The 26,670-nt window shown below is 56.0% G+C and carries 28 protein-coding genes; 14 read left to right on the forward strand and 14 right to left on the reverse strand.

Annotated elements, in window-relative coordinates; all coding sequences use genetic code 11:
* Positions 1-79: 79 nt before the first annotated feature.
* Positions 80-610, reverse strand: coding sequence for a MarR family winged helix-turn-helix transcriptional regulator (locus AC6I6N_RS17015; protein WP_009460574.1), 531 nt, complete (start codon positions 608-610; stop codon positions 80-82).
* 733 nt (positions 611-1,343) lie between these two features.
* On the opposite strand from AC6I6N_RS17015, the gene AC6I6N_RS17020 reads away from it, so the two are divergent.
* On the forward strand, positions 1,344-2,993 hold the full coding sequence (locus tag AC6I6N_RS17020) for an AMP-binding protein (RefSeq protein WP_121739612.1): 1,650 nt from the start codon (positions 1,344-1,346) through the stop codon (positions 2,991-2,993).
* A gap of 54 nt (positions 2,994-3,047) precedes the next feature.
* Here the strand turns inward: AC6I6N_RS17020 and hemL are convergent, their stop codons facing one another.
* The 3 genes from hemL to thiD form a co-directional block, all read right to left on the reverse strand.
* A complete protein-coding gene (hemL, locus tag AC6I6N_RS17025) occupies positions 3,048-4,331 on the reverse strand; it encodes a glutamate-1-semialdehyde 2,1-aminomutase (protein ID WP_497943688.1) in 1,284 nt (427 codons plus the stop codon).
* 64 nt (positions 4,332-4,395) lie between these two features.
* Positions 4,396-5,064 carry a thiamine phosphate synthase gene (gene thiE, locus AC6I6N_RS17030; protein ID WP_321268739.1) on the reverse strand — a complete coding sequence of 223 codons (669 nt, stop codon included), beginning with the start codon at positions 5,062-5,064 and terminating at the stop codon, positions 4,396-4,398.
* Positions 5,057-5,866, reverse strand: coding sequence for a bifunctional hydroxymethylpyrimidine kinase/phosphomethylpyrimidine kinase (thiD, locus tag AC6I6N_RS17035; RefSeq protein WP_094197748.1), 810 nt, complete (start codon positions 5,864-5,866; stop codon positions 5,057-5,059). Before thiD ends, thiE begins: the two co-directional genes overlap by 8 nt.
* Positions 5,867-6,006: 140 nt before the next feature.
* On the opposite strand from thiD, the gene AC6I6N_RS17040 reads away from it, so the two are divergent.
* The 4 genes from AC6I6N_RS17040 to AC6I6N_RS17055 all read left to right on the forward strand — a co-directional run bounded on the left by AC6I6N_RS17040 (position 6,007) and on the right by AC6I6N_RS17055 (position 8,017).
* Positions 6,007-6,171, forward strand: coding sequence for a rubredoxin (locus AC6I6N_RS17040; protein ID WP_009460582.1), 165 nt, complete (start codon positions 6,007-6,009; stop codon positions 6,169-6,171).
* A 112-nt stretch (positions 6,172-6,283) separates the two neighbouring features.
* Positions 6,284-6,805 carry a YqgE/AlgH family protein gene (locus AC6I6N_RS17045; RefSeq protein ID WP_376914154.1) on the forward strand — a complete coding sequence of 174 codons (522 nt, stop codon included), beginning with the start codon at positions 6,284-6,286 and terminating at the stop codon, positions 6,803-6,805.
* Positions 6,806-6,821: 16 nt separating this feature from the next.
* A complete protein-coding gene (gene ruvX / locus AC6I6N_RS17050) occupies positions 6,822-7,229 on the forward strand; it encodes a Holliday junction resolvase RuvX (RefSeq protein WP_094197746.1) in 408 nt (135 codons plus the stop codon).
* Between the two features lie 23 nt (positions 7,230-7,252).
* Positions 7,253-8,017 (forward strand): lysophospholipid acyltransferase family protein, encoded by a 765-nt coding sequence (locus AC6I6N_RS17055; protein WP_094197745.1) that lies wholly within the window; start codon positions 7,253-7,255, stop codon positions 8,015-8,017.
* A gap of 5 nt (positions 8,018-8,022) precedes the next feature.
* On the opposite strand, the gene AC6I6N_RS17060 is transcribed toward AC6I6N_RS17055, so the two are convergent.
* The 8 genes from AC6I6N_RS17060 to mpl form a co-directional block, all read right to left on the reverse strand.
* Positions 8,023-8,859 carry a symmetrical bis(5'-nucleosyl)-tetraphosphatase gene (locus AC6I6N_RS17060; protein WP_125277689.1) on the reverse strand — a complete coding sequence of 279 codons (837 nt, stop codon included), beginning with the start codon at positions 8,857-8,859 and terminating at the stop codon, positions 8,023-8,025.
* Between the two features lie 3 nt (positions 8,860-8,862).
* Positions 8,863-10,023: an LPS export ABC transporter permease LptG gene (gene lptG, locus AC6I6N_RS17065; protein ID WP_094197743.1), complete on the reverse strand. Its 1,161-nt coding sequence runs from the start codon at positions 10,021-10,023 to the stop codon at positions 8,863-8,865.
* 53 nt (positions 10,024-10,076) lie between these two features.
* Positions 10,077-10,847, reverse strand: a complete 771-nt coding sequence (gene mtgA / locus AC6I6N_RS17070) for a monofunctional biosynthetic peptidoglycan transglycosylase (protein WP_321268741.1) — start codon at positions 10,845-10,847, stop codon at positions 10,077-10,079.
* Positions 10,798-11,649, reverse strand: coding sequence for a shikimate dehydrogenase (gene aroE / locus AC6I6N_RS17075; RefSeq protein ID WP_094197741.1), 852 nt, complete (start codon positions 11,647-11,649; stop codon positions 10,798-10,800). The genes mtgA and aroE overlap by 50 nt, the downstream gene beginning before the upstream one ends.
* A gap of 106 nt (positions 11,650-11,755) precedes the next feature.
* Positions 11,756-12,625 (reverse strand): energy transducer TonB, encoded by an 870-nt coding sequence (locus tag AC6I6N_RS17080; protein WP_321268742.1) that lies wholly within the window; start codon positions 12,623-12,625, stop codon positions 11,756-11,758.
* A 5-nt stretch (positions 12,626-12,630) separates the two neighbouring features.
* The gene (locus AC6I6N_RS17085) at positions 12,631-14,520 is read right to left on the reverse strand and encodes a ribonuclease catalytic domain-containing protein (protein ID WP_321268743.1); all 1,890 of its coding nucleotides are present in this window, start codon (positions 14,518-14,520) and stop codon (positions 12,631-12,633) included.
* Positions 14,521-14,561: 41 nt separating this feature from the next.
* Complete coding sequence (locus AC6I6N_RS17090) at positions 14,562-15,149, reverse strand: YqiA/YcfP family alpha/beta fold hydrolase (RefSeq protein ID WP_094197738.1); 588 nt, start codon at positions 15,147-15,149, stop codon at positions 14,562-14,564.
* Positions 15,150-15,177: 28 nt separating this feature from the next.
* Complete coding sequence (mpl, locus tag AC6I6N_RS17095) at positions 15,178-16,542, reverse strand: UDP-N-acetylmuramate:L-alanyl-gamma-D-glutamyl-meso-diaminopimelate ligase (protein WP_094197737.1); 1,365 nt, start codon at positions 16,540-16,542, stop codon at positions 15,178-15,180.
* Between the two features lie 107 nt (positions 16,543-16,649).
* Between mpl and AC6I6N_RS17100 the strand changes: the two genes are divergently transcribed.
* From AC6I6N_RS17100 to AC6I6N_RS17135, 8 genes are all read left to right on the forward strand, one after another.
* A complete protein-coding gene (locus AC6I6N_RS17100; RefSeq protein ID WP_094197736.1) occupies positions 16,650-17,147 on the forward strand; it encodes a TlpA family protein disulfide reductase in 498 nt (165 codons plus the stop codon).
* Between the two features lie 161 nt (positions 17,148-17,308).
* Entirely contained in the window at positions 17,309-17,743 is a 435-nt protein-coding gene (aroQ, locus tag AC6I6N_RS17105) for a type II 3-dehydroquinate dehydratase (RefSeq protein WP_094197735.1), read from the forward strand.
* Positions 17,744-17,828: 85 nt separating this feature from the next.
* The gene (gene accB, locus AC6I6N_RS17110; protein ID WP_094197734.1) at positions 17,829-18,281 is read left to right on the forward strand and encodes an acetyl-CoA carboxylase biotin carboxyl carrier protein; all 453 of its coding nucleotides are present in this window, start codon (positions 17,829-17,831) and stop codon (positions 18,279-18,281) included.
* A gap of 4 nt (positions 18,282-18,285) precedes the next feature.
* The gene (accC, locus tag AC6I6N_RS17115) at positions 18,286-19,635 is read left to right on the forward strand and encodes an acetyl-CoA carboxylase biotin carboxylase subunit (protein WP_094197733.1); all 1,350 of its coding nucleotides are present in this window, start codon (positions 18,286-18,288) and stop codon (positions 19,633-19,635) included.
* Positions 19,636-19,731: 96 nt separating this feature from the next.
* The gene (gene prmA, locus AC6I6N_RS17120) at positions 19,732-20,652 is read left to right on the forward strand and encodes a 50S ribosomal protein L11 methyltransferase (RefSeq protein ID WP_321268744.1); all 921 of its coding nucleotides are present in this window, start codon (positions 19,732-19,734) and stop codon (positions 20,650-20,652) included.
* A 24-nt stretch (positions 20,653-20,676) separates the two neighbouring features.
* Complete coding sequence (locus AC6I6N_RS17125; RefSeq protein WP_321268745.1) at positions 20,677-21,945, forward strand: zinc-ribbon and DUF3426 domain-containing protein; 1,269 nt, start codon at positions 20,677-20,679, stop codon at positions 21,943-21,945.
* An 8-nt stretch (positions 21,946-21,953) separates the two neighbouring features.
* Positions 21,954-22,895 carry a carbohydrate kinase family protein gene (locus tag AC6I6N_RS17130; RefSeq protein WP_108728548.1) on the forward strand — a complete coding sequence of 314 codons (942 nt, stop codon included), beginning with the start codon at positions 21,954-21,956 and terminating at the stop codon, positions 22,893-22,895.
* A 57-nt stretch (positions 22,896-22,952) separates the two neighbouring features.
* The gene (locus tag AC6I6N_RS17135; protein WP_003801873.1) at positions 22,953-23,444 is read left to right on the forward strand and encodes an outer membrane lipoprotein; all 492 of its coding nucleotides are present in this window, start codon (positions 22,953-22,955) and stop codon (positions 23,442-23,444) included.
* Between the two features lie 76 nt (positions 23,445-23,520).
* Here AC6I6N_RS17135 and AC6I6N_RS17140 read toward each other — a convergent pair whose 3' ends face one another.
* Complete coding sequence (locus AC6I6N_RS17140; protein ID WP_125277692.1) at positions 23,521-24,744, reverse strand: methylated-DNA--[protein]-cysteine S-methyltransferase; 1,224 nt, start codon at positions 24,742-24,744, stop codon at positions 23,521-23,523.
* A gap of 291 nt (positions 24,745-25,035) precedes the next feature.
* Positions 25,036-25,599, reverse strand: coding sequence for a YggT family protein (locus AC6I6N_RS17145; RefSeq protein ID WP_094197728.1), 564 nt, complete (start codon positions 25,597-25,599; stop codon positions 25,036-25,038).
* Positions 25,600-25,798: 199 nt separating this feature from the next.
* On the opposite strand from AC6I6N_RS17145, the gene AC6I6N_RS17150 reads away from it, so the two are divergent.
* Positions 25,799-26,638, forward strand: a complete 840-nt coding sequence (locus AC6I6N_RS17150; protein ID WP_203226726.1) for a hypothetical protein — start codon at positions 25,799-25,801, stop codon at positions 26,636-26,638.
* Positions 26,639-26,670 lie beyond the last annotated feature (32 nt).

Genomic DNA, 26,670 nt, shown 5'->3' on the forward strand with positions numbered 1-26,670 from the left:
AACAATGTTAAAGGCGGCTCAAAGCAATCATGATACTTGCTTTGAGCCGCCTGAGCATAGCTTTGGTCGCGCGGCGTTGTTAGCTTTCGCGAGCCGCCATGGCGACGTTGTTGCGAGTGATCAGTTTGAGTTCGCCCAGGGCTTCAAACAGGTTGACCCGTGCCTTTTCCGACAGGTTGGCAAACATCTCCTGCAACCACTGTTCGTGGGAGGCAGCCATTTTCTTGAACTGGCGCTTGCCCTTGGGTGTCAGGCGGATCAGGGAGCTGCGACGATCGGTGAGCACCTTGATGCGCTCGACCAGGCCTTCTTTTTCCAACTGGTCCGTAATGCCGGTGATATTGCCGTTGGTGACCATCAGGTGGCGGGACAGCTCGCTCATTTTCATGCCGGCGGGCTGACGTTGCAATTGCGCCATCAAGTCAAAACGGGGCAGGGTGGTGGTGTGTTCGGTACGCAGACGGCTGCGAATTTCGCCCTCAACCAGATTGGTGCAAGCCATCAAGCGCAACCACAGTCGGGTGTCGAAGTGGTCGTCGCTGTGGGCACGGCTTTCCAAGTCGGGAGCGGCATCGGCGACGGCGGAAGCGGGGATATCGTTCATGATCATAGATAGCTTGCCTTAATGGTGCATGTCCAAAATATTTAGCTTTGAAGGACGCAGACCGCAGCCATGAGCAAGCTGGGTTAGCTTGGAAGGTATCTTAGGGGCTGGTTCGAAGTTTGACATTGCGACAGATCAAAGTAAATTCGTTTTTAAGCTTAAATTAATCAACTTGATAGAAAGCACTGGCAAGGGTGACAAAGCATTGAGTAAAAAAATGCAAACACTTGTCTGCTATTTACTTTTGTAACCGTAGCTTTGATTACGCTGTAGACCGTGCTTTTACTTTGGTTCGATGCGCTAAGCTGTCTGACTGCAAGTGATTATTTAGTTGAAGTATAAGGCATTTGCTTCTGTATCGTCCGTTTGCTTAATCATTTTTCTGCTATTTACGATGTTTTTTTGGGTTTTGGGAATAATGCTTGGGGTGATTTTTCTTAATTGAAAAATTATCAGGCTACGGATTGATTTATTTCTTATATCTTGAAATTTTTTATTAAATTTTACGATGTGCGGGTAAGGCTTTACGGATTTTCAAGCTAGTCTGGGGTGCCATCTGAAAACGACGAGTAATGACGCGCTACTGCGGATAACCCGTAGTTGGGTTTGCGGATATTGAGGCGTTTTTTTTGCTAATATCCTTTAGAACTAAACAATATAGACCTTGCCAATTTGGCTGGCGCCTTGGATGGCACAGGGTCTACGCCTGAGTGGGGCGTAATCTACGCAGGAGATAAGGATGGAACGTTCAGCGCACCTTGATACCTTTGCACGCGACAATCTGCCACCCATCGAGTGGTGGCCAGAGATGTTGCTGGAAGGAAATCCGGATGTGGATTATCCCGCTCGTCTCAATTGCGCCGTGGCGCTGTTGGGTGAGCAGGTAGCAGCGGGGCATGGTGATCGCGTGGCTTTACAGTGGGCACAGGGCGATGAGAATCGCAGCCTGACCTACAAGCAGCTGGATGTGCTGACCAACCGTATCGCTCATGTTCTGGTTGAGGACATGAAGTTGGTGCCCGGGAACCGGGTTTTACTGCGAGGCCCCAATAACCCCATGATGGCCGCTTGCTGGTTGGCCAGCATCAAGGCCGGTTTGGTGACTGTTCCCACCATGCCATTGTTGCGTGCCGTGGAGCTAAAGACGATTCTGGACAAGGCCGAAATCCATGCTGCCTTATGTGACGAGCGCCTGCGTGAAGAATTGGAACACTGCATGGATTGCGCGCATGACTCTTATACGCCGGCTCTCAAGCAACTGCTGTGCTTTAACGATGAAAGCGCTCAGGGTTTGGAAGCCCTGCTGGCTGGCAAACCCGAGGACTTCACAGCCTGCGATACGGCGGCCGATGATGTTTGCCTGATCGCCTTCACCAGTGGCACGACCGGACAGCCTAAAGGTTGTATGCATTTTCACCGCGATGTACTGGCCATGTGCGATACCTTCTCGCGTCATGTGTTGCGGTTAACGCCTGATGATGTGGTTTGCGGTACCCCTCCTTTGGCCTTTACCTTTGGCTTGGGTGGTTTGTTGTGCTTCCCGTTGCGTGCGGGGGCATCCACGGTATTGCTGGAGCGTCTGACGCCTTCGGATCTGCTGGGCATGATCGATCGCTTCAAGGTGACCATGAGCTTTACTGCGCCCACCTTCTATCGTCAGATGGCCGGTTTGGTGGATCGGTACTCCTTGGCCAGCTTGCGTGCCACTGTGTCGGCAGGTGAGGCCTTGCCGGACGCTACACGTCAGCTTTGGAAGCAGGCCAGCGGCATCGAGATGACGGACGGCATTGGTGGCACGGAAATGATTCACGTGTATGTATCCAGCCCACCAGAAAAAGTACGTGCCGGTGCGATTGGCCAAGTGGTACCCGGTTATGTCGCCATGATTTTGGACGATGATCTGAATCCGGTGCCCGTTGGTACAGTGGGTCGTTTGGCAGTGAAAGGCCCAACGGGCTGCAAGTATTTGAACGACGAACGCCAGAAGCAATTTGTTCAGGGTGGCTGGAACTTCCCTGGCGACACTTTCAAGATGGACGAGGACGGCTACCTGTATTACCAGGCCCGTAACGACGACATGATCGTTTCCTCGGGCTACAACATTGCCGGTCCAGAGGTGGAAGGCACCTTGCTCAAGCACGAGGCTGTTGCCGAGTGTGGCGTGGTGGGCGCCGCCGATGAAGAGCGGGGCCAGATTGTGCAGGCTTTTATTGTGCTTAAACCCGGCTTTACCGGTAGCGACGAGCTCAAGAAAAAGCTGCAGGATTTTGTGAAGGAGAATGCCGCGCCTTACAAATACCCGCGTGCCATCGAGTTCGTGGCGTCTTTGCCACGTACCGAAACTGGCAAGCTGCAGCGCTTTGTGCTGCGTCAGATGGCACAGGGCTGACTCATCAGACAATAAAAAAGCGGGCTTAGGCCCGCTTTTTTGTGTCCGGCGCGTTTAGTTTTTAAAGTTGGCAAAAACCTCGCGGGCCGCTTGCACGGTTGCGTCGGTAATGTCGGAGGTGTGCTGTACCGACACAAAACCGGCTTCAAAGGCTGACGGTGCAAAGTACACACCCTTATCCAGCATGGCGTGGAAGAACTGCTTGAAGCGTTCGATGTCGCCTGCGGAGACTTCGGCCAGGGAAGTGGGGACGTTCTCGCTGAAGTAGATACCGAACAGGCCGCCCTGGTGGTCGGCGGTGAAGGGGACACCGGCTTCTTGCGCTGCGGCTTTCAGGCCCTGAATCAAGTTGGCGGTGTTGGCGGTCAGGGTGTCGTAGAAGCCGGGTTGAGCCAGTTTCTTCAAGGTGGCCAGACCCGCAGCCACAGCGACAGGGTTACCTGACAGTGTGCCTGCCTGGTAAACGCCACCGACAGGAGCCACGCATTGCATGATATCGTGGCGGCCACCGAACGCACCGACGGGCATGCCGCCACCAATCACCTTGGCCAATGTGGTCAGGTCGGGGCGAATGCCGGTCAGGCCTTGCACGCCTTGGGGGCCAACACGGAAGCCGGTCATGACTTCGTCAAAAATCAGCACGGCGCCGTATTCGGTACACAGCTCGCGTAAACCTTCCAGGAAACCGGGGGCTGGGCGAACCAGGTTCATATTGCCGGCAAAGGGCTCAACGATAATGCAGGCGATTTCGTCGCCCTTTTGTTTGAAGGCGTCGCGTACGGCATCCAGATTGTTGTAGTCCAGTACCAGGGTGTGGGCTACGAATTCGGCCGGTACACCTGCGGAGGTGGGATTGCCAAAGGTCAGCAGGCCGGAACCGGCTTTGACCAGCAGACTGTCAGCATGGCCGTGGTAGCAGCCTTCAAATTTGATGATGGTATTGCGGCCGGTAAAGCCACGTGCCAGGCGGATGGCGCTCATGGTGGCTTCGGTGCCGGAGCTGACCAAACGCACTTGCTCGATGGATGGCAGCATTTGGGTCAGGGTTTCAGCCAGAACGACTTCGCCTTCGGTAGGCGCGCCGTAGGACAGGCCATGAACGGCTGCTTCTTGTACGGCCTTGATGACGTCCGGATCGGAGTGGCCCAAAATGGCCGGGCCCCAGGAACCGACGTAGTCTGTGTATTGCTGGCCGTCTGCATCCCAGATGTAAGGGCCTTGGGCGCGCTCGACAAAGCAAGGTGTACCGCCCACGGAACCGAAGGCACGGACGGGCGAGTTGACGCCGCCGGGGATGACTTTGCAGGCACGTTCAAAAAGTTCGGAGTTACGGGACATGAGGCAAAAATCCAGATGTGAAAAGGTCAAGGCCAGGCTAGATAAATCAGCGCACGAAAAGCGATCAGTCCTGGGCGTGAAAGTAGTCGGTAAAGCGTTGCGCCGTGGCGCGTATATCGCTGGTCTCAAACAGGCTGCTAATAACGGCAACGCTATCGACCCCTGCTTGCAGCAGTTCGGGCATTTTCTCGGGTGTGATGCCGCCAATCGCAACAATGGCAGCACGCCGTCCCTCGTGTTCTTGTTCTTGGCAAAGCAGTCGAGCTTGTCGCAAGGTGTTCAGTTCAGCCGGTGGTGCTTCGGGTTTGATGCTGGACGGGTACATGGCCCCAAAGGCAATGTAGTCTGCATCGTCCGCCAAGGCCTGGCGAGCCAGATCCAGACTGTTGTAGCAGGAGCGTCCCAGCAGGGCTTGCGGCCCCAGTGCCTGACGGGCCTGGGTCAGCTCGCCATCGCTTTTGCCCAGGTGTGCGCCTTGCACGTCAAACTCTTGCGCCCAGCTCCAGTGATCGTTCACCAATAGCGGCAGATCCAAAGACAGGCATAACTTGATCAACTCTTTGAGCTGTTGTTGGCGGATTGGTTCCGGGCCATTCTTGCGACGAAATTGCAGCACCTGCAAACCCCCTTCGTGAGCAGCACGTACGGCGTTCAGCAAGCGGGCAGTGTCGTCCCATTCGGGAGTAATGCCGTAGAGACCGGCAGGAAAGCGCAGGGTGGCGGCGTTAGTCATTTTGGGGGGTAACAGGGTTGAACAGGCGGTGGCCCATACCGGGCTGGAAGGTGTCGGTGGCGCGTGCCTGTAGATGCAGCAAGGCTGATTCTACCGCGTTATCCAGCTCGTGACCTTGAGCCAGAAAGCTCAGGCAGGCGGTAGCCAGCAAACTGTCTATGTCCTGCTGACGCAGGCCGCCATCAAGCGGCATGCTGTAGTCCAGACGGCCATGATGTCCCTGAAACCGTGTGTGCCAGTGCCCGGCAGCCCCTGGCACGCCTGTCACCAGCACAGCATTGGCACCGTTGTTCAGCAGAGTTTCTACAGCGTCCGGGGTATCGCCCAGTAGCTCGTCGGCTTGCCAGCGCTCCAGGCTTGGGTGGTCGATCAATAATAAGGAGCTCAGAGGCAGGAGCAGGCGTAAACTGGCATCAAGAGCGTCGTCCGCATCCTGCTCGTCCAGTCCGGTGGGCATGGCGCTCAGATGCAGCACCAAAGGCAGCTCGGGATAGTCGGAACAAAGCTCGGCCACCATGCTGGCGATTTCCGGGCTGTAGACGGGGCCACACTTGATGGCCTGAATGTTCATGTCTTCCAGCAAGCAGCGTGCCTGATCGTCGGCAATGTCTTCGGCCAGAGTTTGGATGTTTTCTTGCTGGGCACTGTCGCGTACCAGCAAGGCAGTGGGTACGCTGACGATATGGCAGCCCAGATGGGCGCCATTAATGGCATCGGCAGGCAGGTGGGCGCCACCGCTTGGGTCATAAGGAGCCAGCACGAGCGCCAGGGCAGGACTTGAATTTTTGATTTCAGCAGCCATCTTGTCTTGGATACACCTGCAGGGCCAGCAAGGCTCTGGATGTCACAGGTTGAGTAATTTAGTAATATGAACCCCATTTTAATGGATTGCCCCGATTTGCACGCGGATCGGACTATGTTTACAAATACAGTAGGAATACTATGCGTACGTGGATGTGCCTGATTTGCGGCTGGATTTATGATGAAGAAGCTGGTTTGCCTGAGGAAGGCATTGCACCGGGCACACTCTGGGAAGATGTCCCTCCGAACTGGGTCTGTCCCGAATGCGGCGCTCGTAAGGAAGACTTCGAAATGATCCAAGTGTGATCATCTCAAGTTCCAAGGTGGTTTGTTTTGACGGGAGGTGTGTATGAGTGCCACTAGCCAGTCCCCGCTAATCCAAGAAAGCGCTGACCTAACGCACCACCTGTTACTTGCCATGCCCGGTGTGGTATCGGGCAGCTTGGCCGACACGGTGATTTATGTCTGTGAACATAATGAACAAGGTGCTTTGGGCCTGGTCATTAATCGACCAACGGATCTTAGCTTGGTTGAATTGTTGTCGCGCATTGAAGTGGACGTGGAAAACCGGGCTGATCTGGCCGGGACTTCGGTCTACTTCGGTGGGCCCGTGCAAACGGATCGCGGCTTTGTTCTCCATGACTCCGACAAAACCTATACCTCCAGCCTGGGGGTGGGTGATCTGACCCTGACAACCTCCCGCGATGTGCTGCAGGATGTGGCTCAAGGCCAGGGACCGGTGCATATGCTGGTCACGCTGGGCTATGCCGGTTGGGGCGCCGGTCAGCTGGAAAGCGAGATGGCCGACAATGCCTGGCTGAGCATCAAGGCTACTCATGAAATCTTGTTTTCTACTCCGGTTGGTGAGCGCTACGATCGCGCCCTGGCTTTGCTGGGAATCAGTCCTTTTACCCTGACAGGTGCTGCGGGCCATGCCTGAACATGAAACACCGTCAATGGTCAGCTCGGCGCAAACCTTGCTGGCCTTTGACTATGGCTTGAAAAAAATTGGCGTGGCGCTGGGCAATACCTTGACGCGCCAGGCCCGTCCTTATACGATTTTGCGGCCCGTTACACGGGAACAGCGCTTTGCGGCTATCGAGGCTTTGCTCAAGGAGTGGCAGCCCGATCGCGTCGTGGTAGGTTTGCCTTTGACCCTGGATGGCGGCGAGCAGTATGCTTCGCTGCGGTGTCGGCGTTTTGCCAACCAACTGCACGGTCGCTACGGTGTTGTAGTAGACCTGGTCGATGAGCGGGGCTCCAGCATGGAGGCTCAAGAATTGCTGGGCAATAATGACGATGATGATGCCATGGCAGCTTGCGTGATCCTGCAGCGATATCTGGACAGCCTGCCATCGGCCTGAGCCCTCTATAAGGTTGCAGCCTTTTGATTAGTTTATTTCGTTTTAGTTGGCGCGCTGTCGTTCTGATTGTGTGGGTCGTGGTCGGCTTGTTAAGCGTCGGTCTGCTTTTTCCGGTATTGCGTCCAGGTGGACGTCGCGTCATGGTGCTGCGCATGTCGCGCCTCTTGATGTGTATCTGCGGGGTGCGTGTTATTGCGCATGGTCAGGCGGTTCAGGATCGCGCTGTACTGTACGTATCCAACCATGTGTCCTGGCTGGATATCTTCGTCATCAATAGTGTGCGCTGCACGTCTTTTATTGCCAAAAGCGATATTCGACGCTGGCCTGTCATCGGCTGGCTGGTTGCCGGTGCAGGGACCGTGTTTATCGAGCGTGGTCAGCGTCGTGCCATTCAGGTTGTCAGCCAGCAAATGGCAAGCTGCTTTGAGCGTGGCGATGCTGTAGGGCTTTTTCCTGAAGGCACTACCTCCACAGGAATGGATGTCCGGCCTTTCCACGCCAGTTTGTTTGAGGCTGCCATTGCCTTGAATGTCGATATTCAACCGATGGCTTTGTTGTTTGAGCAAGCTGGGCAACGCAGTGAGCGTTTTGCCTTTGTGGGGGAGCAATCCCTGGTAGCTAACATCTGGGTGTTGCTAAGCGCCCGCAAGGTGTCGGTGCATTGCCATTTTCTTGACCTGATCCCAGCCCAGTCCTGTACGGAGTGGGGGCGCTCACAAACGGCACAAAATGCCCGTGAACAGATTCGCGCCGTCGTTTGTCCCGAAGCTGTCACCGTCGAGGCCTGAGAGGCTCAGCCCGGTTTTTTGCTTTCCGGGCAGTGAATCTGAACCAGGTGTCGGTCTTGCAGACGCACAGCGCTAAGCTGACGACCCCAGACGCAGCCGGTATCCAGACTGATCACCGTAGGCGTGTTCAGCAAGCCCAGCGTAGACCAATGACCAAAAATAATAGGCACCTGGGCACAGGCGCGATTTGGCAATTCAAACCACGCCAGTAAACCCGATTCGGCATCCGGTGCCCCTTTGTGCTTGAAGTCCATGCGGCCATTCACATCACACATACGCATGCGCGTTAGGGTGCTGACAAGGGCACGCAGGCGGTCATAGCCTTGCAGTCCGGCATCCCAACGATCCGGGTTGTTGCCGAACAATTCGATAATTTTGTCTTGCCAGTCATCCGCACGCAGCAGTGCCTCCAGCTCGTGGGCGTATTCCAGCGTTTGTTGTGGGCTCCAGTCGGGATGCACGCCAGCATGCACCATCAAATGACCATGTTCGTAGTGGGCGAGCGGCTGGTGTCGTAACCAGTCCAGCAGTTCTGCTGCGTCAGGGGCAGCCAGCAATTGTTGCAAGGTGTCTTGCTTGCCGGATTTGCGCACTCCGGCCGCTACGGCCAGACAGTGGATGTCGTGGTTACCCAGCACGCAGACGGCGCGATCCCCCAGGGAGCGAATCAGGCGCAGCGCACCGAGCGAGTCCGGGCCACGGTTGACCAGGTCGCCTGCGAACCAGAACTTGGCCTGGTTATCGGCTGCGACATCAGGGTGGCTGAGCAAGCTGTCCAGGGGGCGGCAGCAGCCTTGAATATCACCAATCGCCCAGATGGCAGGGGAAGTAGCTAAGGACATGATTTAGTTAGTCGTACTGGAGTTTCGGCGACGCCGATTGTGCCGGTTTTCCATCATGATAAGGGCACTCAAGGCCATGGCCATGGCAATCAGGTTTGGAACCAGTGCGGTGACCCACGGCGCCAGGTTACTGAGCATGGCTACGTTCAAGGCCAACTGGTTGATCATGAAAAAGCCTACGCCCAGCAAGATACCTGTAAAGACTTTTGTTCCTACACCGCCGTGGCGGGTCTGCATAAAGCCGATAGGTGCGGCAATGGTAATCATGACCAGCAAGGTGAAGGGGTAGGCAACTTTGCGCCACAAGGCGACAACCTGGCGTTTGGTTTGCAGCTTGTTCGCATCCAGATAGCCAATGTAATCCTTCAAATCCAGAATGGACATGCGTTCGGGTGTGACCACTCGGGCAATCAGACGATCAGGTGTCAGTGTGGTGGTCAGTGACAGGTCTGGACGTTTTTCTATGCGAACCAGAGGCTGGTCCGGCGCCTTGTCTTGGGCCAAGGCCTCGTGGGATTGCTCGCTGACGTAGGTTTCGGTCACGTCCTGCAAGTCCAGCTGGTTTTTGTGGAATTGACCCGTTGGCGCTTGTGTCATTGAGCTCAGGCGTTGTCCGTCCGAGAAGTCAAACACGCTGACATCGCTGACTTTGCCATCGCCTTGCAGATTGGCAATATTGATGATGCGCACCCCACCACTATCGTTGCTTTCCTTGAACCAGTAGCCGCTGTCCAGGCGCCCGCCACCAGAGCGGCCCAGTAAGGCCATGCCTTGCTCGCTGGATTTGATCTCGGCCATAGGGGTGACGTACTCGGACAGGACAAAAGCACCAGCCACCAAGGGCAAGGTAATGGTCCAGAGCATCAGCATCATATGCAGGCCGCTGACGCCTGAGGCGCGCAAAATCACGAGCTCATTGCGTTGTGCCAGGCTGGCCAGGGCCAGGGTGGCACCAATCAGCAGGCCGATGGGGAGCAGATCGTACAAACGGGTGGGTAGCTCCAGGGCCTGGATGTAAAAAAGATTCATCAGGGTGAATTTGGAGCCTACGTTGTCCAGCTCTTCGATCAGGGCAAAAAAGCTGAACAGGCCAAGCAAGGCAATCAGCACCACAGCGCTGGAGCGATAGATTTCGGAAGCGAGATAGCGGCGAGCGGTGCGCATGAAAATAGGGCCCAGGAAAGACGTGGCTAGCTTAACAAAAATGCAGATTGCAGTCAGGGAATAGCGACTTGTCGCATACGTTGACTGATGGTGCGTGTGCGCGATTGTAAGTAGGAGCTGTTACGGTTTTTGTCATAGTAGGCCGGATTGGGCAACATGCTTGCCAGACGGGCCGATTGCATGGCACTGAGTTTGGCCGCATCGACTTTGAAGTAGTGGCGTGCTGCCGCCTGGGCACCAAATACACCTTCTCCCCATTGAGCCACGTTCAGGTACAGCTCCAGGATACGCTCCTTGCTCATGACGGTTTCAATCATATAGGTCAAAATCAGTTCCTGACCTTTGCGCAAATAGCTTCGGGACTCTGACAGAAACAGATTCTTGGCCAATTGTTGGGAAATGGTAGAGCCGCCGCGACGGCGGGCAGAGCCTTTTTCTGACTGGCGGCGGTTGTATTCCCATGCTTGACGAATGGCATCCCATTCGACACCGGAGTGGTTCAGGAAGTTTGAGTCTTCGGAGGCAATCACGGCACGTTTCAAGTTGACGCTGATCCTGTCGTAGGGGACCCACTGGTAGTGCAGTTCGGCGTCTGCATTGGCGCTGCGTAACTGGCCCTGTTCTGCCGCCATGAAGGTTGTCATGCGTGGTGGCATCACGCTGTACCAGAGCACCATTACAAACAGGGCGATCTGATAGATCAGGACACCGGCAGCCACGGCCAAGGCGGCTAGGCCCGCCAGTTTCCAGGGGTGGACCAGTAGGCGACGCACGTCAGACTTGCCCGATTTCCTGGCGCAGCTTGGCCAGTACAGGTTCGACATCGGCCTTCACACCGTGCCAGATTTGAAAGCTGGCGGCCGCTTGGCCGACCAGCATGCCCAGGCCATCTATGCTCTGTGTGGCACCGGCTTGCTCGGCGGCGCGCATGAAAGCGGTGGGCTCACTGGCGTAGAACATATCGTAAGCCAGGGAATTGCTGCGGTACCGCGCGTTGGGCAGTTCGGGCAGGTTTTGGTTCAGGCTGGCCGAGGTGGCATTGATCACAATATCCCAGTCGCCGCAATGGTCATCCAGACCGCCTGCGCTCAGGCGGCGGGAGGCATCCGGGTCTAGCGCGACGACCTGTTCACGAATGTCGTAGGCTTTGGCACTGGTGCGATTGATGATGTGCAGCATCTCGCAACCGGCCTCCAGCAAAGGGAACACCACCCCACGTGAAGCACCCCCTGCACCGATCAGCAAGATACGTTTGCCTTCCGGCTTGTGGCCGATACGCAGCAGGTCCGAGCACAGGCCCACGCCATCGGTATTGCATCCATGTAGTTGGCCGTCTTCCAGCCATAAGGTATTGACGGCTCCGGCCATGCGGGCCCGACGACTCAGACGTGGGCCGACCAGATCATAAGCCTGCTCTTTGAAAGGCAGAGTGACGTTCAGGCCGCTGCCGTTCTTGAAAAACTCCTCCACGGTGGCGGCAAAGCCATCCAGCGGCGCCAGGATACGCTCGTAGCTCAGGGCCAGGTTGAATTGGCTGGCAAACTGCGTATGAATGTGTGGGGAGCGGCTGTGCTCGATAGGGTGGCCAATAACGCCGTAGCGCTTGGCGGGGGTCGTGTCGGGCATGGTTAGGCGATGCGTGTCTTGTTGTGAGGACTCAGCACTCAGGCTGAAAGCAGGTATTTTACCCTAGGGGCTGCTCTTGCTTGGGCTTGCTGTGGACAATACGCTCTTACTGCGTACCCCCGCCTTGCATACTGAGTTTGTCATGCGTAAAGCTCCAACTGCGGGTAATGACGAGTACATCCGCGCCGAGGGCCACGTGCTCAGGTAGGGGGGCGAAGGGGGCGGCCAGCTCAACAATACGTCGTGCAGCCAGATTCAGGGCGGCCTGGTCCGAGGGTTCAGTAATCTGGGCGCGCAGCAAGCTGCCATCGCGTCGGATGTAAACCGTCATTTGCAACTGACCGTATAGCTGTTTGCCATCCTGTTTCGGGTAGTGACGCGTGCCGGTTTGCTCAATTTTTTGACGCCACTGGTCTAGATACTGGGCCTGCTCGCTGGCTTTGGCGCTGGGGCCTACATAGTGATAGCGTGGTTGGCGTTGCTGTTCACGGATTTGCTCGCGCAAAATAGCTAGCTGGCTATTTTGAATGTGCGGGTCCAGATCATGGTCGTCCGGGCCGGGCTCAATGGAAGCTCCAATATATTCAGGGTTGGGTGTGGAAGGCGGGGCTTTGTCCCGGCTTTCCAGCTCACCGAGCAGGCGCTGCTGTTCAGCTTCCAGGCTTTGCTGGCGGGCACGCAAGGCTTCCAGCACCAACTGATTGGGTAGATTAGGATCCGTCAGTGGCAAAGGGTTGCTGGCCTGTCCTTGCTGATGCTCTCCACCTCCATCCAGATTCAGTTGCGCCAAGAGTTGCGGGCTTAAGGGCACCGAATCGGTACTGAAATTGACCAGTGCTACATCCAGATGATTGGCTGGCGCTGGTGAGGGAGGGCGGCTGGGCCAGAAGATCAGCAAAAGGTGAATCAGTGCTGAAAGGGCGACCGCCAGCCACAGATAATCTTTGGGCGCGTGGCGGCGGTCGGGTTTGACCATGGTCGTCAGTCCGCCGTGGCGACCGAGCGCAAGCGGGCTTCTACCGTCAAAGCCAGTTCGTCGAAAGACAACAGATCCAGCGTGACTTCCTGGCCACGTTCCAGCGCGGGCAGGCCAGGTACGTGAAGCACGAGTGGCGCATTGGTCAGGCGCACCAGATCTTCCTTGATGAAGCTGGCCTGGACCTGTTTGATGTCGTTTTGTTGCAGCCAGCGCAGGCACCAGAAGCGCTCCAGAGAGGACTGGTAGTCCGACCACTGGGTGTATTGCGATTCAAAGGCCCCAATGATGGCGTACAAATCCGCATCTTTGGGCTGAAAGGGGGCCGCCAGACGTGCAGAGATCCCGTGCTCGGCAGCCGCCAGAATCTGGCCCTGGTTGATCAGGTCCACATAACGGCGCAGGGGCGAGGTGGACCAGATGTATTGCGGCACACCAATGGATTCGTGCGGGCCGGGCGTGGTGGACATGCGGGTACGCATGAACTGCTGGGAGCGATAGATGCCAGGTACATTGTGCTCGGCCAGCAAGCCGCCCCACAATTGATTGGCCAGAATCATGTATTCAGCAATCAACAGGCTTAGCGGCGCATTGCGCACACGAGGCACCAGGCGAATGATGGAGTTGGGATCGTCGTGCGGGCCATCCAGCTCGAAGCTGTACTCGACCCGGTTATTGTTTTCTGGCTTGCCCCTTACCGCTTCACGCTGAGCCGATAATTGGCGTGAGAAGTTCCACAGGGGGCGCAGCCATTGTTCGTAAGGCAGCTCGGCGTTTTCGTCGGCCAGGGCTGCTTCGCTGATCAGTGGGTCCAGTTCATGCTGACGCAAGTTGCCCGCCACAGTAATGCGTTCCAGACGGGTCTGATGTGACAGGATTTCGCCGGTGCTGATATCGGCGTCTACATACAGCGACAGGGTGGGGCGAGTTTGGCCTTGATCCAGCGAGAAACGCGCGATCAGTTCGGGCGGCAGCATGGGAATCTTATGGCCTGGCGTGTACACCGTAGCCATGCGATTGCGGGCAATTTGGTCGATCTCGTTGCCGCGTGTCATGGCCAGTGAAGGCACAGCGATGTGAACCCCGACACGCAGGCGCCCCGGTTCTGGATGCTGGACGGACAGGGCATCGTCAATTTCAATCGTATTGGCGTCGTCCACTGAATAAGCGGTGACATTGGCCTCGGGCAGATCCTGTCCCCAGTCTTGTAGGGAAATATGGGGAAAGCCCGTGCCTTTGGGGAAATGCGCGGCCAGAAAGCGATGTTGATGCAAGGTCAGCGGATTGGACCAGGCACCCAGCGATAGCAGCAGCTTTTCCGTGCTGACACCCAATTCTTTCTGGGCCTGGTCAAAGGCTTTCCATTCCAGTGTGTTCTTGTCTGGCTGGGTCAGAAAGGTGCTGGCCTTCTGAGCGATTTCAGGCGGCAGTTCGCCCTTGATCATCTGTTCGGCCCAGGTCTGGATTTGCTCTTGCTGCAGGCGCTTTTTCTCAATGGCAGCCAGGGCAGCTTGCAAAATTTCCGGAGGGGCGGGGCGATACAGTCCCTTGCCACGACGGTGGAAGTAGGCGGGCGCACTATGTAAGGCAAAGAGGGTGCCGGTCTTTTCGATAGCGTTGGGTGCGTGGCCAAAATACTCCTGTGCCAGCGTGGAGGCCTCAAATTCGTCCTGAGGGGCGCATTCCCACAAAAAGTTGATATCCAGGGATTCGGCCAGTGCCTGGGCTTTTTCCAGCAGTTCTGCCGGGCCGGGCTGCTCGAAGGTAAATAGAACGCTGTTTTTCTTGATTTTGCTGCGTTTGCCAGACGCGGATTCCACCTGCATGGTGGTATCGCTGTCAGAAAAGATTTTTTCTGCTTTGAAATTACCGCTGTCTTCAAAAAGGACGTACATGATTTTCCATCTGGATGGGACTGGCCATCCGGTAAAGATAGTTAAGGTTGTGGCAGGGCAAAGCGCAAAATTTCGTCGATCCAAGGATCAAAGTCGGTCAGGCCGTGATCTCCGCCCTCCAGAATGTGTCCTTGGCTGCCTTTGTACCAGTCCGCCATTTCGCGCCAGCTCAGGACTTCATCTCCTTTGGCAGCCAGCAGGTAAAAGCGCTGGGGATCGCTGGGGCGCGGTACGTGAATGTCGTTAAGCTCATCTACATGGTCGGGCAGGAAATGGAAGGGATCGGGCGAGTGATAGCAGACGTGTTCGCCCACTTGGGTTGCCAGATCCCGTCCTGCGTAGACCACCGGGTTAAGCAGCACGGCGCGGCTGTGATAGTGCTGTGCCAGGTGGCTGGCATAGTAACCGCCCAGCGAGGAGCCGATTACACATAATTGATCGGCGTCCATGCCCGCCTGCATTTGTGTGTCCACAATACGCTTGCACATGGCAATGGCCTGGGCCGGGCTGGCGGGCAACTGCGGGCAGCGCCACAGGTGCAGCAAGCCCCTGTCTTGCAGGGCTTGTTTCAGGCGCTGCGCTTTATAGGACGAAGGCGAGGAACGAAAGCCGTGTAGATAGAGGATCATGGGGGCACCTGCTATATAGATAAGAGGGTCAGCGTGACAGTTGATCCAGCAGACGCTGATGAATGCCACCAAAGCTGCCGTTACTCATGACGACAATGGCATCGCCGGGCTGGCTGGCCTGAACAATGGCCTGAACCATTTTATCCAAATCAGTCCACGCTGTGGCGCGATCGCCTAATGGCGCCAGTACCTGGGCTGCGTCCCAGCCCAGTGCGTGTTTGCCCTGGGTCTGGCCATAGCAAAACACCAGGTCGGCATCTTCCAGTGAACCGGGCAGGCGAGCCGCCATGGCACCCAGCTTCATGGTGTTGGAGCGTGGCTCCAGTACGGCCAGAATTCGGGAGGCCTTGCCGGTTTGGCCACGCAGACCCGCCAGGGTGGTGGCAATAGCAGTGGGGTGGTGGGCAAAATCGTCGTAGACGGTAATGTCCTTGACCACGCCACGTACTTCCATGCGGCGCTTGATACCGGCGAACTGGCTCAGCGCAGCGCAAGCTTGTGCGGGCTTGACGCCAACATGGTAGGCAGCGGCGATAGCGGCCAGGGCGTTCAGACGATTGTGTTCGCCCGTCAGTGTCCACTGGACGGTGCCCTGAGTCTGGCCTTTGAAAATCACTTCAAACGAGGTGGGGCTGATTGCTCGACTGTCCCAGTCGCCTTCGGGGCCAAACTGTTCGACCGGCGTCCAGCAACCTCGGGCCAGGGTTTCGTCCAGACTTGGGGTGTGGGTGGGGCGCAGAATTAGCCCGGTGGAGGGGATGGTGCGTACCAGATGGTGAAATTGTGTCTGGATAGCGTACAGATCAGGGAAAATATCAGCGTGATCGTATTCCAGATTGTTCAGAATGGCTGTGCGGGGGCGGTAGTGAACAAATTTGGAGCGTTTGTCGAAAAAAGCGGTGTCGTATTCGTCGGCCTCGATCACAAACAAGGATTGCTCAGGATTGAAACGGGCCGACACGCCCAGGCCTGGAGCCACGCCACCGATCAGAAAGTTGGGGGACAGCTCGGCCTGTTCCAGAATCCAGCCCAGCATGGAGCTGGTGGAGGTTTTACCGTGCGTGCCGGCCACGGCCAGAACGTGTTGCTTGTGCAGGATGTTCTCGCCCAGCCACTGCGGGCCGGAGGTGTAGGGCAGGCCCTGATCCAGAATGGCTTCCATCAGAGGATTGCCGCGCGTGACCACATTGCCCACTATATAGAGATCAGGGGCCAGCTCGGTCTGTTCTGCGCCAAAGCCTTCGATGAGCTCGATGCCTTGTTCTTCCAGCTGCGTGCTCATGGGGGGGTAGACCCCGGCGTCGCAACCTGTGACTGTATGGCCAGCCGAACGGGCAATCAGGGCCAGACCACCCATGAATGTGCCGCAAATGCCTAGTATATGTATGTGCATGACAATCCTCCGGCCTGTATTCTAGACGACTGTTTGATCTGATGCGTGAGCTTTGGTGAGGGCCGGTGCTATCATCCCCGGATGACATTTTTCAGGTGTGAGCCGGTATGCGTAGGCGTCTTTTTTTGCAGAAATCGCTAGTGTGTGCAAGTCTTTTAGCCTTGCATCCCGCTCCTTGGGCCAGTTTGCTGCCTTCAGACCCTTTCCTGGCGCAAAGTTTCAAGGACCTTCAGGGCGAAGATCACGCGCTCTCTACTTATATAGGTAAGCCACTGGTGGTCAACTTCTGGGCTACCTGGTGCGCACCGTGCGTCAAGGAGATGCCGGATCTGCAGGAGCTGCACAAACGCTATCCGGATGTGAACTTTGTGGGCATTGCGGTGGACTCGCTGGATAACGTAACGGAGTTTCTGCAGCGCGTGCCGGTCAGCTACGACATTTTGCTGGCTGGCTCGGGTGGTTTGAAACAAATGCGCAGCGTGGGTAATAAAAAGGGTGGATTGCCCTTTACCGTGGTGTTCGGCAGCAATGGCCGGATCAGTGAACGCATTTTGGGCCAGATAGATCCCGAAAAGTTGGACGAAGTTATTAAAGCTCAACGCTAACTGGCCGACTTTTTCGCTTAATTTCGTCAAATTGCAGACCTGGTGCGTCCCTGTTTAAAACGGCATTGAACCAATGCTAACTATTTGTAAGCCAAGCAGGTTTATGGACAAATGACGTTATTTAGCGTAAAAAGGCGGTCTGTCTTGACGAAAAATCCGCTATGGCGAAACATGTCCTGGTCCTTAACGGGCCTAACCTCAACCTGCTGGGTACCCGGGAACCCGATGTCTATGGACATCAGACTCTCGACGATATCAATAGCGGTTTACAGGTGCTGGCCGACCAGCATGGTGCGCAGTGTCATTTTTTTCAAAGCAATCACGAAGGCGGGCTCGTTGATCGAATTCATCAAGCCCGTACCGAGGGCGTCGATTTCATCCTGATCAATGCTGGGGCCTATACCCATACCAGCGTAGCGATACGGGATGCACTTGCCGGTGTCGGTATTGCGTTTATTGAAGTTCATCTGTCCAATGTTCACCGTCGTGAGCCGTTCCGTCACCACTCCTATCTCTCTGACATCGCTAGCGGTGTCATTGTTGGTTTGGGGGCGTATGGTTATGAAGCCGCCCTGCGGTTCGCTTTGAATAGTTAAGCGGTTCATTTCGTTTTTTTGACCAATATTTTTTAATGCCGTCCTGACCCAGTCAGTGGCTAGTGCGGCGTTGCGGGAAGTACGCATGGATCTTAGAAAACTCAAAACCCTGATCGATCTGGTCGCCGAGTCTGGCATTGCCGAGCTGGAAATCACTGAAGGCGATGACAAGGTTCGCATTGTTAAATTTTCGCAAAGCTCGGCTGCTCCCGTGGTCTATGCACCCGAGGCTCCGGTAGCCCAGGTGGTAGCCCCTGCCGCTGGCGCTCCTGCCGCCGCTCCCGCTGCACCCGCCGCTCCTGAAGGCCACGCCGTCAAGGCTCCTATGGTTGGCACCTTCTACCGTGCTCCTAGCCCAGGCGCTTCTCCTTTTGTGGAAGTGGGCCAAACGGTCAAGGAAGGCGAGCCTTTGTGCATTATCGAAGCCATGAAGCTGCTCAACGAGATCGAAGCCGACAAGTCCGGCGTGATCAAAGAAATTCTGGTTGAAAATGGCGGGCCGGTGGAATACGGCCAGACTTTGTTCGTCATCGGTTGATGATATGTTTGAAAAAATCCTAATCGCCAATCGGGGCGAAATTGCCTTGCGTATCCAGCGCGCTTGCCGCGAGATGGGTATCAAGACAGTCGTCGTTTATTCTGAAGCAGATCGTGATGCCAAGTACGTGCGGCTGGCTGATGAGGCCGTGTGTATTGGCCCCGCCCAGGCTCGTGACAGCTACCTGAGCATGCCTGCCATTATCTCGGCAGCAGAAGTGACCGATGCGGAGGCCATTCACCCTGGCTACGGCTTCATGGCTGAAAACGCGGACTTCGCTGATCGTGTTGAAAAGAGCGGTTTTGTCTTTATTGGCCCACGTCCCGAGAGCATCCGTACGATGGGCGATAAGGTCATGGCCAAAAAGGCCATGATCGAGGCCGGTGTGCCTGTGGTTCCTGGTTCGGATGGCGCCTTGCCGGACGACCCGGCTGAAATCATTCGCATCGGGCGTGAAGTAGGCTACCCAGTCATCATTAAAGCCTCTGGCGGTGGTGGTGGCCGTGGCATGCGCGTGGTCTACACCGAAGCGGCTTTGCTGACTGCGGTTGCCACGACCAAGACTGAAGCGGCTTCGGCGTTCAACAATCCCGAGGTCTACATGGAAAAGTACCTCGAGAATCCACGCCATATCGAAATTCAGGTATTGGCTGACGGTGAACGCAATGCTATTTGGCTGGGCGAGCGCGATTGCTCCATGCAGCGTCGTCACCAGAAAGTGATTGAAGAAGCACCGGCCCCTGGTATTGCCCGTCGCCTGATCGAGCGTATTGGCGAGCGCTGTGCTGATGCCTGCCGCAAGATGCGTTACCGCGGCGCAGGTACCTTCGAGTTTCTGTACGAAAACGGCGAGTTCTTCTTTATTGAGATGAACACCCGTATTCAGGTTGAGCACACCATCACTGAAATGATCACCGGCATTGATCTGGTTCAAGAGCAGATCAAAGTGGCTGCGGGCGAGAAGTTCGTGCTGCGCCAGCGTGACATTGAGTTTGAAGGTCACTCGATCGAGTGCCGTATCAACGCAGAAGATCCGTTCAATTTCGTACCCAGCCCAGGTTTGGTCAGCAAGTGGCACACCCCTGGCGGCCCTGGCGTGCGTATCGACTCGCATGTCTTTACCGGTTATACCGTGCCCCCGTACTACGATTCGATGATTGCCAAGCTGATTACCTATGGTAAAACGCGTGAGCAAGCCATCGCCCGTATGGACATTGCCTTGTCCGAAATGGTGGTGGAAGGGATCAAGACGAACGTGGAGCTGCACCGGGAGTTGATGCAGGATGCCAGCTTCAAGGCTGGCGGCACCAGTATTCACTACCTGGAACAAAAGCTGGCCCAACGTAACAAGTAAGGGCAGCAACAGGTCAGGCCACAGGCCTGACCTGATAAGAATAATGATTACGTAAAACAGGGGCAAGCCCCCTGTTTTGCTTTATGGAAACTATGTATGCGTGAACTCTTACTGAGCTGTCAGGAACACGAGGCCGAGCGCTTGTCCGATGCCTTGCTTGAAGCAGGCGCCTTGTCGGTGTCGGTGGAAGATGCCGACGGTGATACCGATCAGGAAAAGCCCCTGTTTGGCGAACCCGGTATCGAGCCGGATGTGCTGGCCTGGGACCGCAATCGGGTCGTTGCTTTGCTGCCCGAGGAGCTGGAGCCTGAAGAGTTGCTACAACCGCTTTTTGACGCCGGTGTACTGGAGCCTGAAAAGGCTCAATGGAGCGTGCGCGAAGTGCCCGATGAGGATTGGGTACGTTTGACGCAGTCGCAGTTTGGCCCCATCCCGGTGGGCGATCGTATCCTGATCGTGCCTAGCTGGCACAAGGATGACGAGGATCTGCCCGTCGCTCAGGAAGGTGATGATGGCTTGGTTCGTATTGAACTGGATCCTGGCCTGGCGTTTGGTACCGGTAGCCACCCCACGACGCACCTGTGTCTGGATTGGTTGGCCCATCATGTGCGGTCTGGCCAGACTGTGCTGGACTACGGTTGCGGCTCCGGCATTTTGGCGATTGCGGCTCGCAAGCTGGGCGCCGGCCATACTGTGGGTGTGGACATTGACGAGCAGGCCGTGATTGCCACGCGCTACAATGCGCAAGTCAATCAGGTCGAGGTTGAAGGCTTGCTGCCCGATGCCATGCCCGCCGGGCAAACCGATCTGGTGGTCGCCAATATTCTGGCCAATCCCCTGCGTATGCTGGCCCCTATGCTGGCCAACCGTGTCAAACCGGGAGGGCACCTGATTCTGTCCGGCATTTACGATTGGCAGGCGGAGGAAATGATCGAGGTCTATTCCGCCTACCTACCCTTGTCGGTCTGGCAAGAGCGTGATGGCTGGGTGTGTTTGGCTGGTCAACGCCTCTTGTAAGACGGTAGAACCTAAGGTGAGTTCATGGAGCTAAAGACTCGCTGCCCCCGTTGCGGGACATCGTTTGCAGCCAGCGTAGAAACGCTGCAGCGCCGCCGAGGCTATATACGCTGTATTCAATGTGCGCATATCTTCGATGGCTTTGAAGAGGTCATTGATGATCAAGCTCCTGAGCCTTCTTATCGTTCCCCGCTTGTACCGGTTCAGACCGAGCCGCGTCTGGGGCCTGAACCATTGGCCTCACACCGGCAAGAGCAGGTGCAGACAGTGGACTTGCAAAGCCCTATTCCAGGGCCGCGCTTTGTAGAGCATTCCCGTCACGCACCACCGCGTGATGAAGGCACTGCCCACGACTCCTTGCAGGTACGCAAATTTCCCGACTCCATTCTGGCACAGGCGCCGCTTACGCCGGCAGCGTCTTCTGTTAATGCTGCGGAGCCTTTTGTGCGGCTGGCAGAACCGTCTGTTGAGTCTATAGAGCCCTCTTTGCGGCCGTCAGAACCTTCTGTCATCCGCGCCCGCTCTCGAGCCGAGCCTGTAACCAGGGGGGATCAAGACGCTGCTTTTTTTGTATCGGCCAGCACAGCCGCTGAACCAGAGGGTGGACACCATATTGGTCAGGCCCCCTGGTCGGCTGCCGAACCCCAATTCAGTGTGGGGGATCGTGCCAGTGCTTTGCGTGCGTCTTTCCCCTCACGGCAGGCTGACGGCACCCACGATGATGATGGGGACCACGTCCAGCAAGGTTGGGTGATTGATCCCAACCCCGCCTTGCAACGCGAGACGCGTTACGAGGGCGAGACCAGTTTTGGCCAGCGTGTGGGTTCGCTGATCTGGACCAGCTTGTGTGTCCTTGGCATTGTCGTGTTCGTATTGCAGCTTATGTACGTGTATCGCGTGCAGATTGTCAGCCAGATACCGATGCTGCGGCCCGTGTTTGAGCGTACTTGCCAGACCTTGTCGTGCAAGGTGCCCTACGAGCGTCGTCTGGACCAGATCCGTGTACAGGCTTCGGCTTTGCATAAAGCGCCGAATCAGCCAGGGCAATCTACGTTGGGCTTTACGCTGCGCAACGAGTTTGAGCGGCCCCAGGAGTGGCCGACACTGGTTCTGGACTTGAAAGATTTTTCCGGAGCCTTGATCGCCCGGCGCAATATCGCGCCCGATCAGTATCTGGCTCCCGAGCGACGCGAGCCCGCGTTTGCAGCGCGCAGTGAAATTATGGTGCGTCTGCCTTTGAATACCGGGCCGCTCCAGGTTAATGGCTACCAGATTAGCCCTTTTTTTCCATAAGGTAATTTATGACCGAGCGAGTGCTGGTATGTGGTTCGATCGCGTTTGATACGATCGCGGTTTTCGAGGGGTACTTCAAAGATCACATCTTGCCCGATAGCATCAAAACCCTGAGTGTGTCCTTTTTTGTGCCCAGTTTGCGTAAAGAGTGGGGTGGCTGTGCTGGCAACATGGCCTACACATTAAATATGTTGGGTGGCCGTCCTGTGCCCGTGGGGGCGGTAGGTAGTGATGGTGTGGATTATGTGCAGCGTCTGCAGAATCTGGGTATTGATACCAGCATGGTGCGCGTGATGCCTGATATGTTCACCCCTCAGTGCTTTATCACTACAGACTTGGCTGCCAGCCAGATTACCTCTTTCCACCCGGGTGCCATGATCAGTTCGGCCCAAATTGATCTGTCCGGTCAAGAAGCGGCGTGGGGCATTGTGGCTCCGGACTCCAAAGATGGTATGTTTGCGCATGCTCGTCGCCTGAACGCACAAGGCACGCCGTTCATTTTCGACTTGGGCCAAGCCATGCCTTTGTTTACGGGCGAAGATCTGCTGGAAATGTTGGAACTGTGTCAAGTTCTTACGGCGAACGAATATGAAGCCGAAGTCATTGAGCAACGTACCGCCAAGAGCATGGCCGAGATCGCACAGGGTTTGCAGGCCGCTATTGTGACGCGTGGGGAGTATGGAAGCACGCTTTACCACAACGGGCAGGCTTATGACATTGCCCCTGTGCCAGTGGACCATGTGGTTGATCCTACCGGCTGTGGCGATGCCCATCGCGCAGGTTTGTTATATGGACTTACAAAAGGTTGGAGCTGGCAGGAGGCTTGCTGCTTGGGCAACTTGATGGGCAGTATTAAAATCCAGGTCGATGGCCCGCAAAATCATGAATTTAAACGGTCAGATATCTCGGCCATGCTAAAACAGCACTATGGGATTGAGCGCAGTCTGTAAGATAGCGTTCTACCATTTTTTATGGTTCGGCCAGCTACGTTTTTTGGAGTAAACCGTATGTACGTCTCTTTTTTTGATCGACCCAAAGTGCGTCTGCTGGTAGTGGCAAGCTTGGCGGCCCCGGTGTTTTTGTTGGCCGGTTGTGCCAATAAATCAGCATCCAGCTCGGTGTACAGCTACGGTCAGGCTCAGCGAGAGCAAATCGTGCGTTTGGGTACCGTTGTTTCGGTACGCGCTGTCACTATTCAGGAAGATCAGAACTCCGGCGTGGGCACCGTCGGTGGCGCGGCCTTGGGTGGAGTGGCCGCCAGCAGCATTGGTGGTGGCCGTGGCAGCATCCTGGCAAGTATTGGTGGTGCTATTTTGGGTGGTCTGGTTGGTAATGCGGTTGAAAACCGCATGGGCAAGACCCAGGGGCTGGAGATCACGGTGCAATTGGATAATGGCGAAACCCGTGTGGTGGCTCAGGAAGCCGACGTTCCTCTGTCCGTAGGTCAGCGTGTCCGTATGCTTAGCGGTAACGGCCCAACTCGTGTGGTGCCGATGTAATCAAGGCCTCAGGGCTTTGCGCACACAAAACCCGGCCATTGGCCGGGTTTTTCATGTCTGCTAAAAAGTCGTGCCTCTATTGTGCGCGTTCACGCTCCAGCAAGGTTTTCTTGCGCTCCAGTCCCCAGCGATAGCCGGCCAGATCACCGCTTTGTCGCAAGACTCGATGGCAGGGGATGGCAATGGCCAGAATATTGCTGGCACAGGCTCGTGCGACTGCACGGGCTCCATTGGGCATATTCAAGCGTTTGGCAAGCTCGGTATAGCTTAAGGTCTGGCCTGCCGGGATCTGACGCAGAAACTCCCAGACACGCTGTTGAAAGGCGGTGCCTTGAATGTCCAGGGGCAGATCCAAGCCTTGGGTCGGTTCTTCTACCATAGCCAGTACTTGAGCGACCCGCTGATTGAATAGGGAATCTGCACCAATCAGTTCGGCAGTCTTGAAGCGATCCTGCAACTGTGCCAGCAAGATGTTGGGATCATCGCCTAAAGCAATGGCACAAATCCCGCGCTCGCTTTCTGCGACCATCAGTGCCCCCAAGCTGGATTGGGTAATTGCAAAACGAATTGGCTTGCCTGGGCCTTGTGGGCGAGGCGTTTTGGCCTGCAGGCGTTGACTTCGATGTACCTTGTTTGGGGCAGGAGCCGCTACGGGTGTGTGTTTGGGCATACGCCACAAATACCATGATGCGACGCTGCGATAGGGGGCCCAGGCTTGGCCAATGTCACGTAAAGCTCGGGCTGAGGGGGCTTTGTCCAGGCGCTTTAAATGGCGATAGCCCTCCCGCACCCCAAAGTCGTCTGCAGGCAAAATGTCCTCGTGTTCCAGTGTGTACATCATCATCATTTCCACCGTCCAGCGGCCTATGCCGCGTAGCGTGGTCAATTGCTTGATCAGTTCTTCATCAGGCATTTGCAAAGCGGTGGCCTGATCGGGAATGATGCCATCCAAACGCGCCTGAGCCAGCCCCAAAATACTGTTGGCCTTGGCGCCGGACAAGCCACAAGCACGCAAGGTTTCATAGGGAGTGGCCAGCACCTGTTCAGGTGTTGGGCAGTGGCCGTGCGGATAAATATCAATCAGGCGTTGCAGGATGCGTTCAGCCGCACGGGTGTGCAATTGCTGATACACCACCGAGCGGATCAGGGCCTCGTAGGGGTCGCGCTCGGGGCGCGGTTGATGGATGCAAGGGCCCACATGGGTGACCAAGGCTTGCCAGTCCGGGTCCAGTGCGGCCAGGAATTGTTCGGCCTCGCGGTAGCGGTGGGCCCGGTCCTGTTTTGATGGAAGACGAGTCATGGAAGTGGTGTACTGATTGGCGATGAGACCAGTATAAAGTCCGCCTTGGGACAAGACACCCTGGTTCTTGCTCTTGAATTCGGGGCAGGAAAGGAAGGTTTTTTCCAGACTTTGGAGGAGATCAGCCTAATTCAGAATGAGTTTGTTTGCTTGAATATGGCTGCGGGTTGCGTGTTCTAGAGGATGACTCTGATGCGGTTCAGAAAGTTGGCAAATATCAAGCATGGCGACGCATCAAAGTAAAAAACCTGGGCGTGGCCCAGGTTTTTTTAAGCGTGCAGCGTGTCGTGCTTAGATTGGCACCAGGCTGAAAGCCGTGCGCGTGATAACCATATTAAGCACTTGGGTCAGCAGCAAGATGACCAGCGGCGACAGATCCAGGCCACCCAAGTCGGGCAGGACACGGCGTATCGGGTCCAGCAAGGGGGCAGTAATCGAGCGCAGCAAAGGCATGCTGGGTGATTGTGGCTGAATCCAGGATAGCAGGGCTTGCAGCAGCACAACCCAGAAGATCAGGCTCAAGGCCCAGCGCAGCAAGGTAAAGACGGCTGCCAGCAAGAACATGGGGAAGTTCGAGAGCATGGACATGGATCCGGTCAGCACCATCGCACTGAGGACCAGGTAGACCAGTGCGCTTAGCCAGGCTGCGACCAAGGAGGTCCAGTCCCAACGGTTGCCGCTTTTGATCACGCGCCGCAAAGGCATGACCAGCCAGTCCGTGACTTTGAACATGGCTTGCGAATAAGGGTTGAAGGGATGGATTCTGAGCGCATAAACCCAGGCACGCAGTAGCAAAATCGTGCCCAGCAGCGACAGAACAATATGGATTAGGAAGAGGGCGACTTCACTGAACATAGTTGCTTGGTATGAATTGATGGGAGAGGGAATTGTCGCATGCAAGTGCTACAAACCAAAGAGCCACCCTGACCAGGGTGGCTCTTTGGGGAAAAATATAAAAGCGGCGTGTGATTAAGGACGCTTGCCAGTTGGGAAGGGCCAGGAGCCAGCGGGGTTGACGTCGTCGCGCAGCGGTTCGGCTGGTGATGCTGCCGTTTTGCTCGCTTTGCGGGCTGCGGTTTTATTACCTACCTTAGCGGTGGTTTTAGGCGTTGTGCTGGTCTTTGGGGTCTTGGTTTCTGCGGTCACGGATTTAACTTCTTTCTTCTTTGGAGCTACGGGTTTCTTGGCACTGGCAGCAGGACTGGCTTTTTTTGCCGCGGTCTTTACTGCTGCTTTGGTGCCGGCTTTAGTGGCAGGTTTTGCTGCCGCCTTGCTGGGAGTGGCTTTTTTGGCCACGGGTTTGCTTGCCTTGGTGCTGGCCGTTTTTTTTGCGGCAGCGGGGGCAGCAGGTTTTTTAGGAGCAGATTTAGCGCTGGATGCTTTGGGCGCAGTCGCTTTCTTAGCTACTGTTTTTTTAGCGACGGCCTTTTTGGCCACGGCTTTTTTAGCGACCGTTTTTTTCGCTGCTGTTTTTTTGGCTACGGTTTTTACGGCGGCTGTTTTGGTCGCGGTAGCTTTGACCGTCGTGTTCTTTGCCGCAGTGGTTTTCTTCACCGCTGCTTTTTTCGCAACCGTTTTCTTGGCCGGTGCGCTGGTTGCAGACTTGGCAGGCGCTTTTACAGCAGCCTTGCTGGTCTTGGTCGCAGTGGTTTTAGTGGGGGACTTTTGGGCAGCGGTTTTGCTGCTGGGACTGGTCTTGGTAGCGGAAGCTTTTACTGGTGCTGTAGCGGGCTTGGCTGGCGTTGCTTTTTTGGGGCTAGCTGTTTTGGTGCTTGCTGCTTTTGCTGCGCCTTTCTTGGCTGTTGCCATGATCATGCTCCTTGAGAACAAGTCTTTAGTTTGTCCACACCCATTTGACCTGGCCTGGAAAACTGCAATGGCCTTTTTCAAATGACGCAGGCGTCTAAGGTTAATACCTTATACGCT

It is taken from the genome of Alcaligenes sp. LTN-3, from assembly GCF_059735605.1.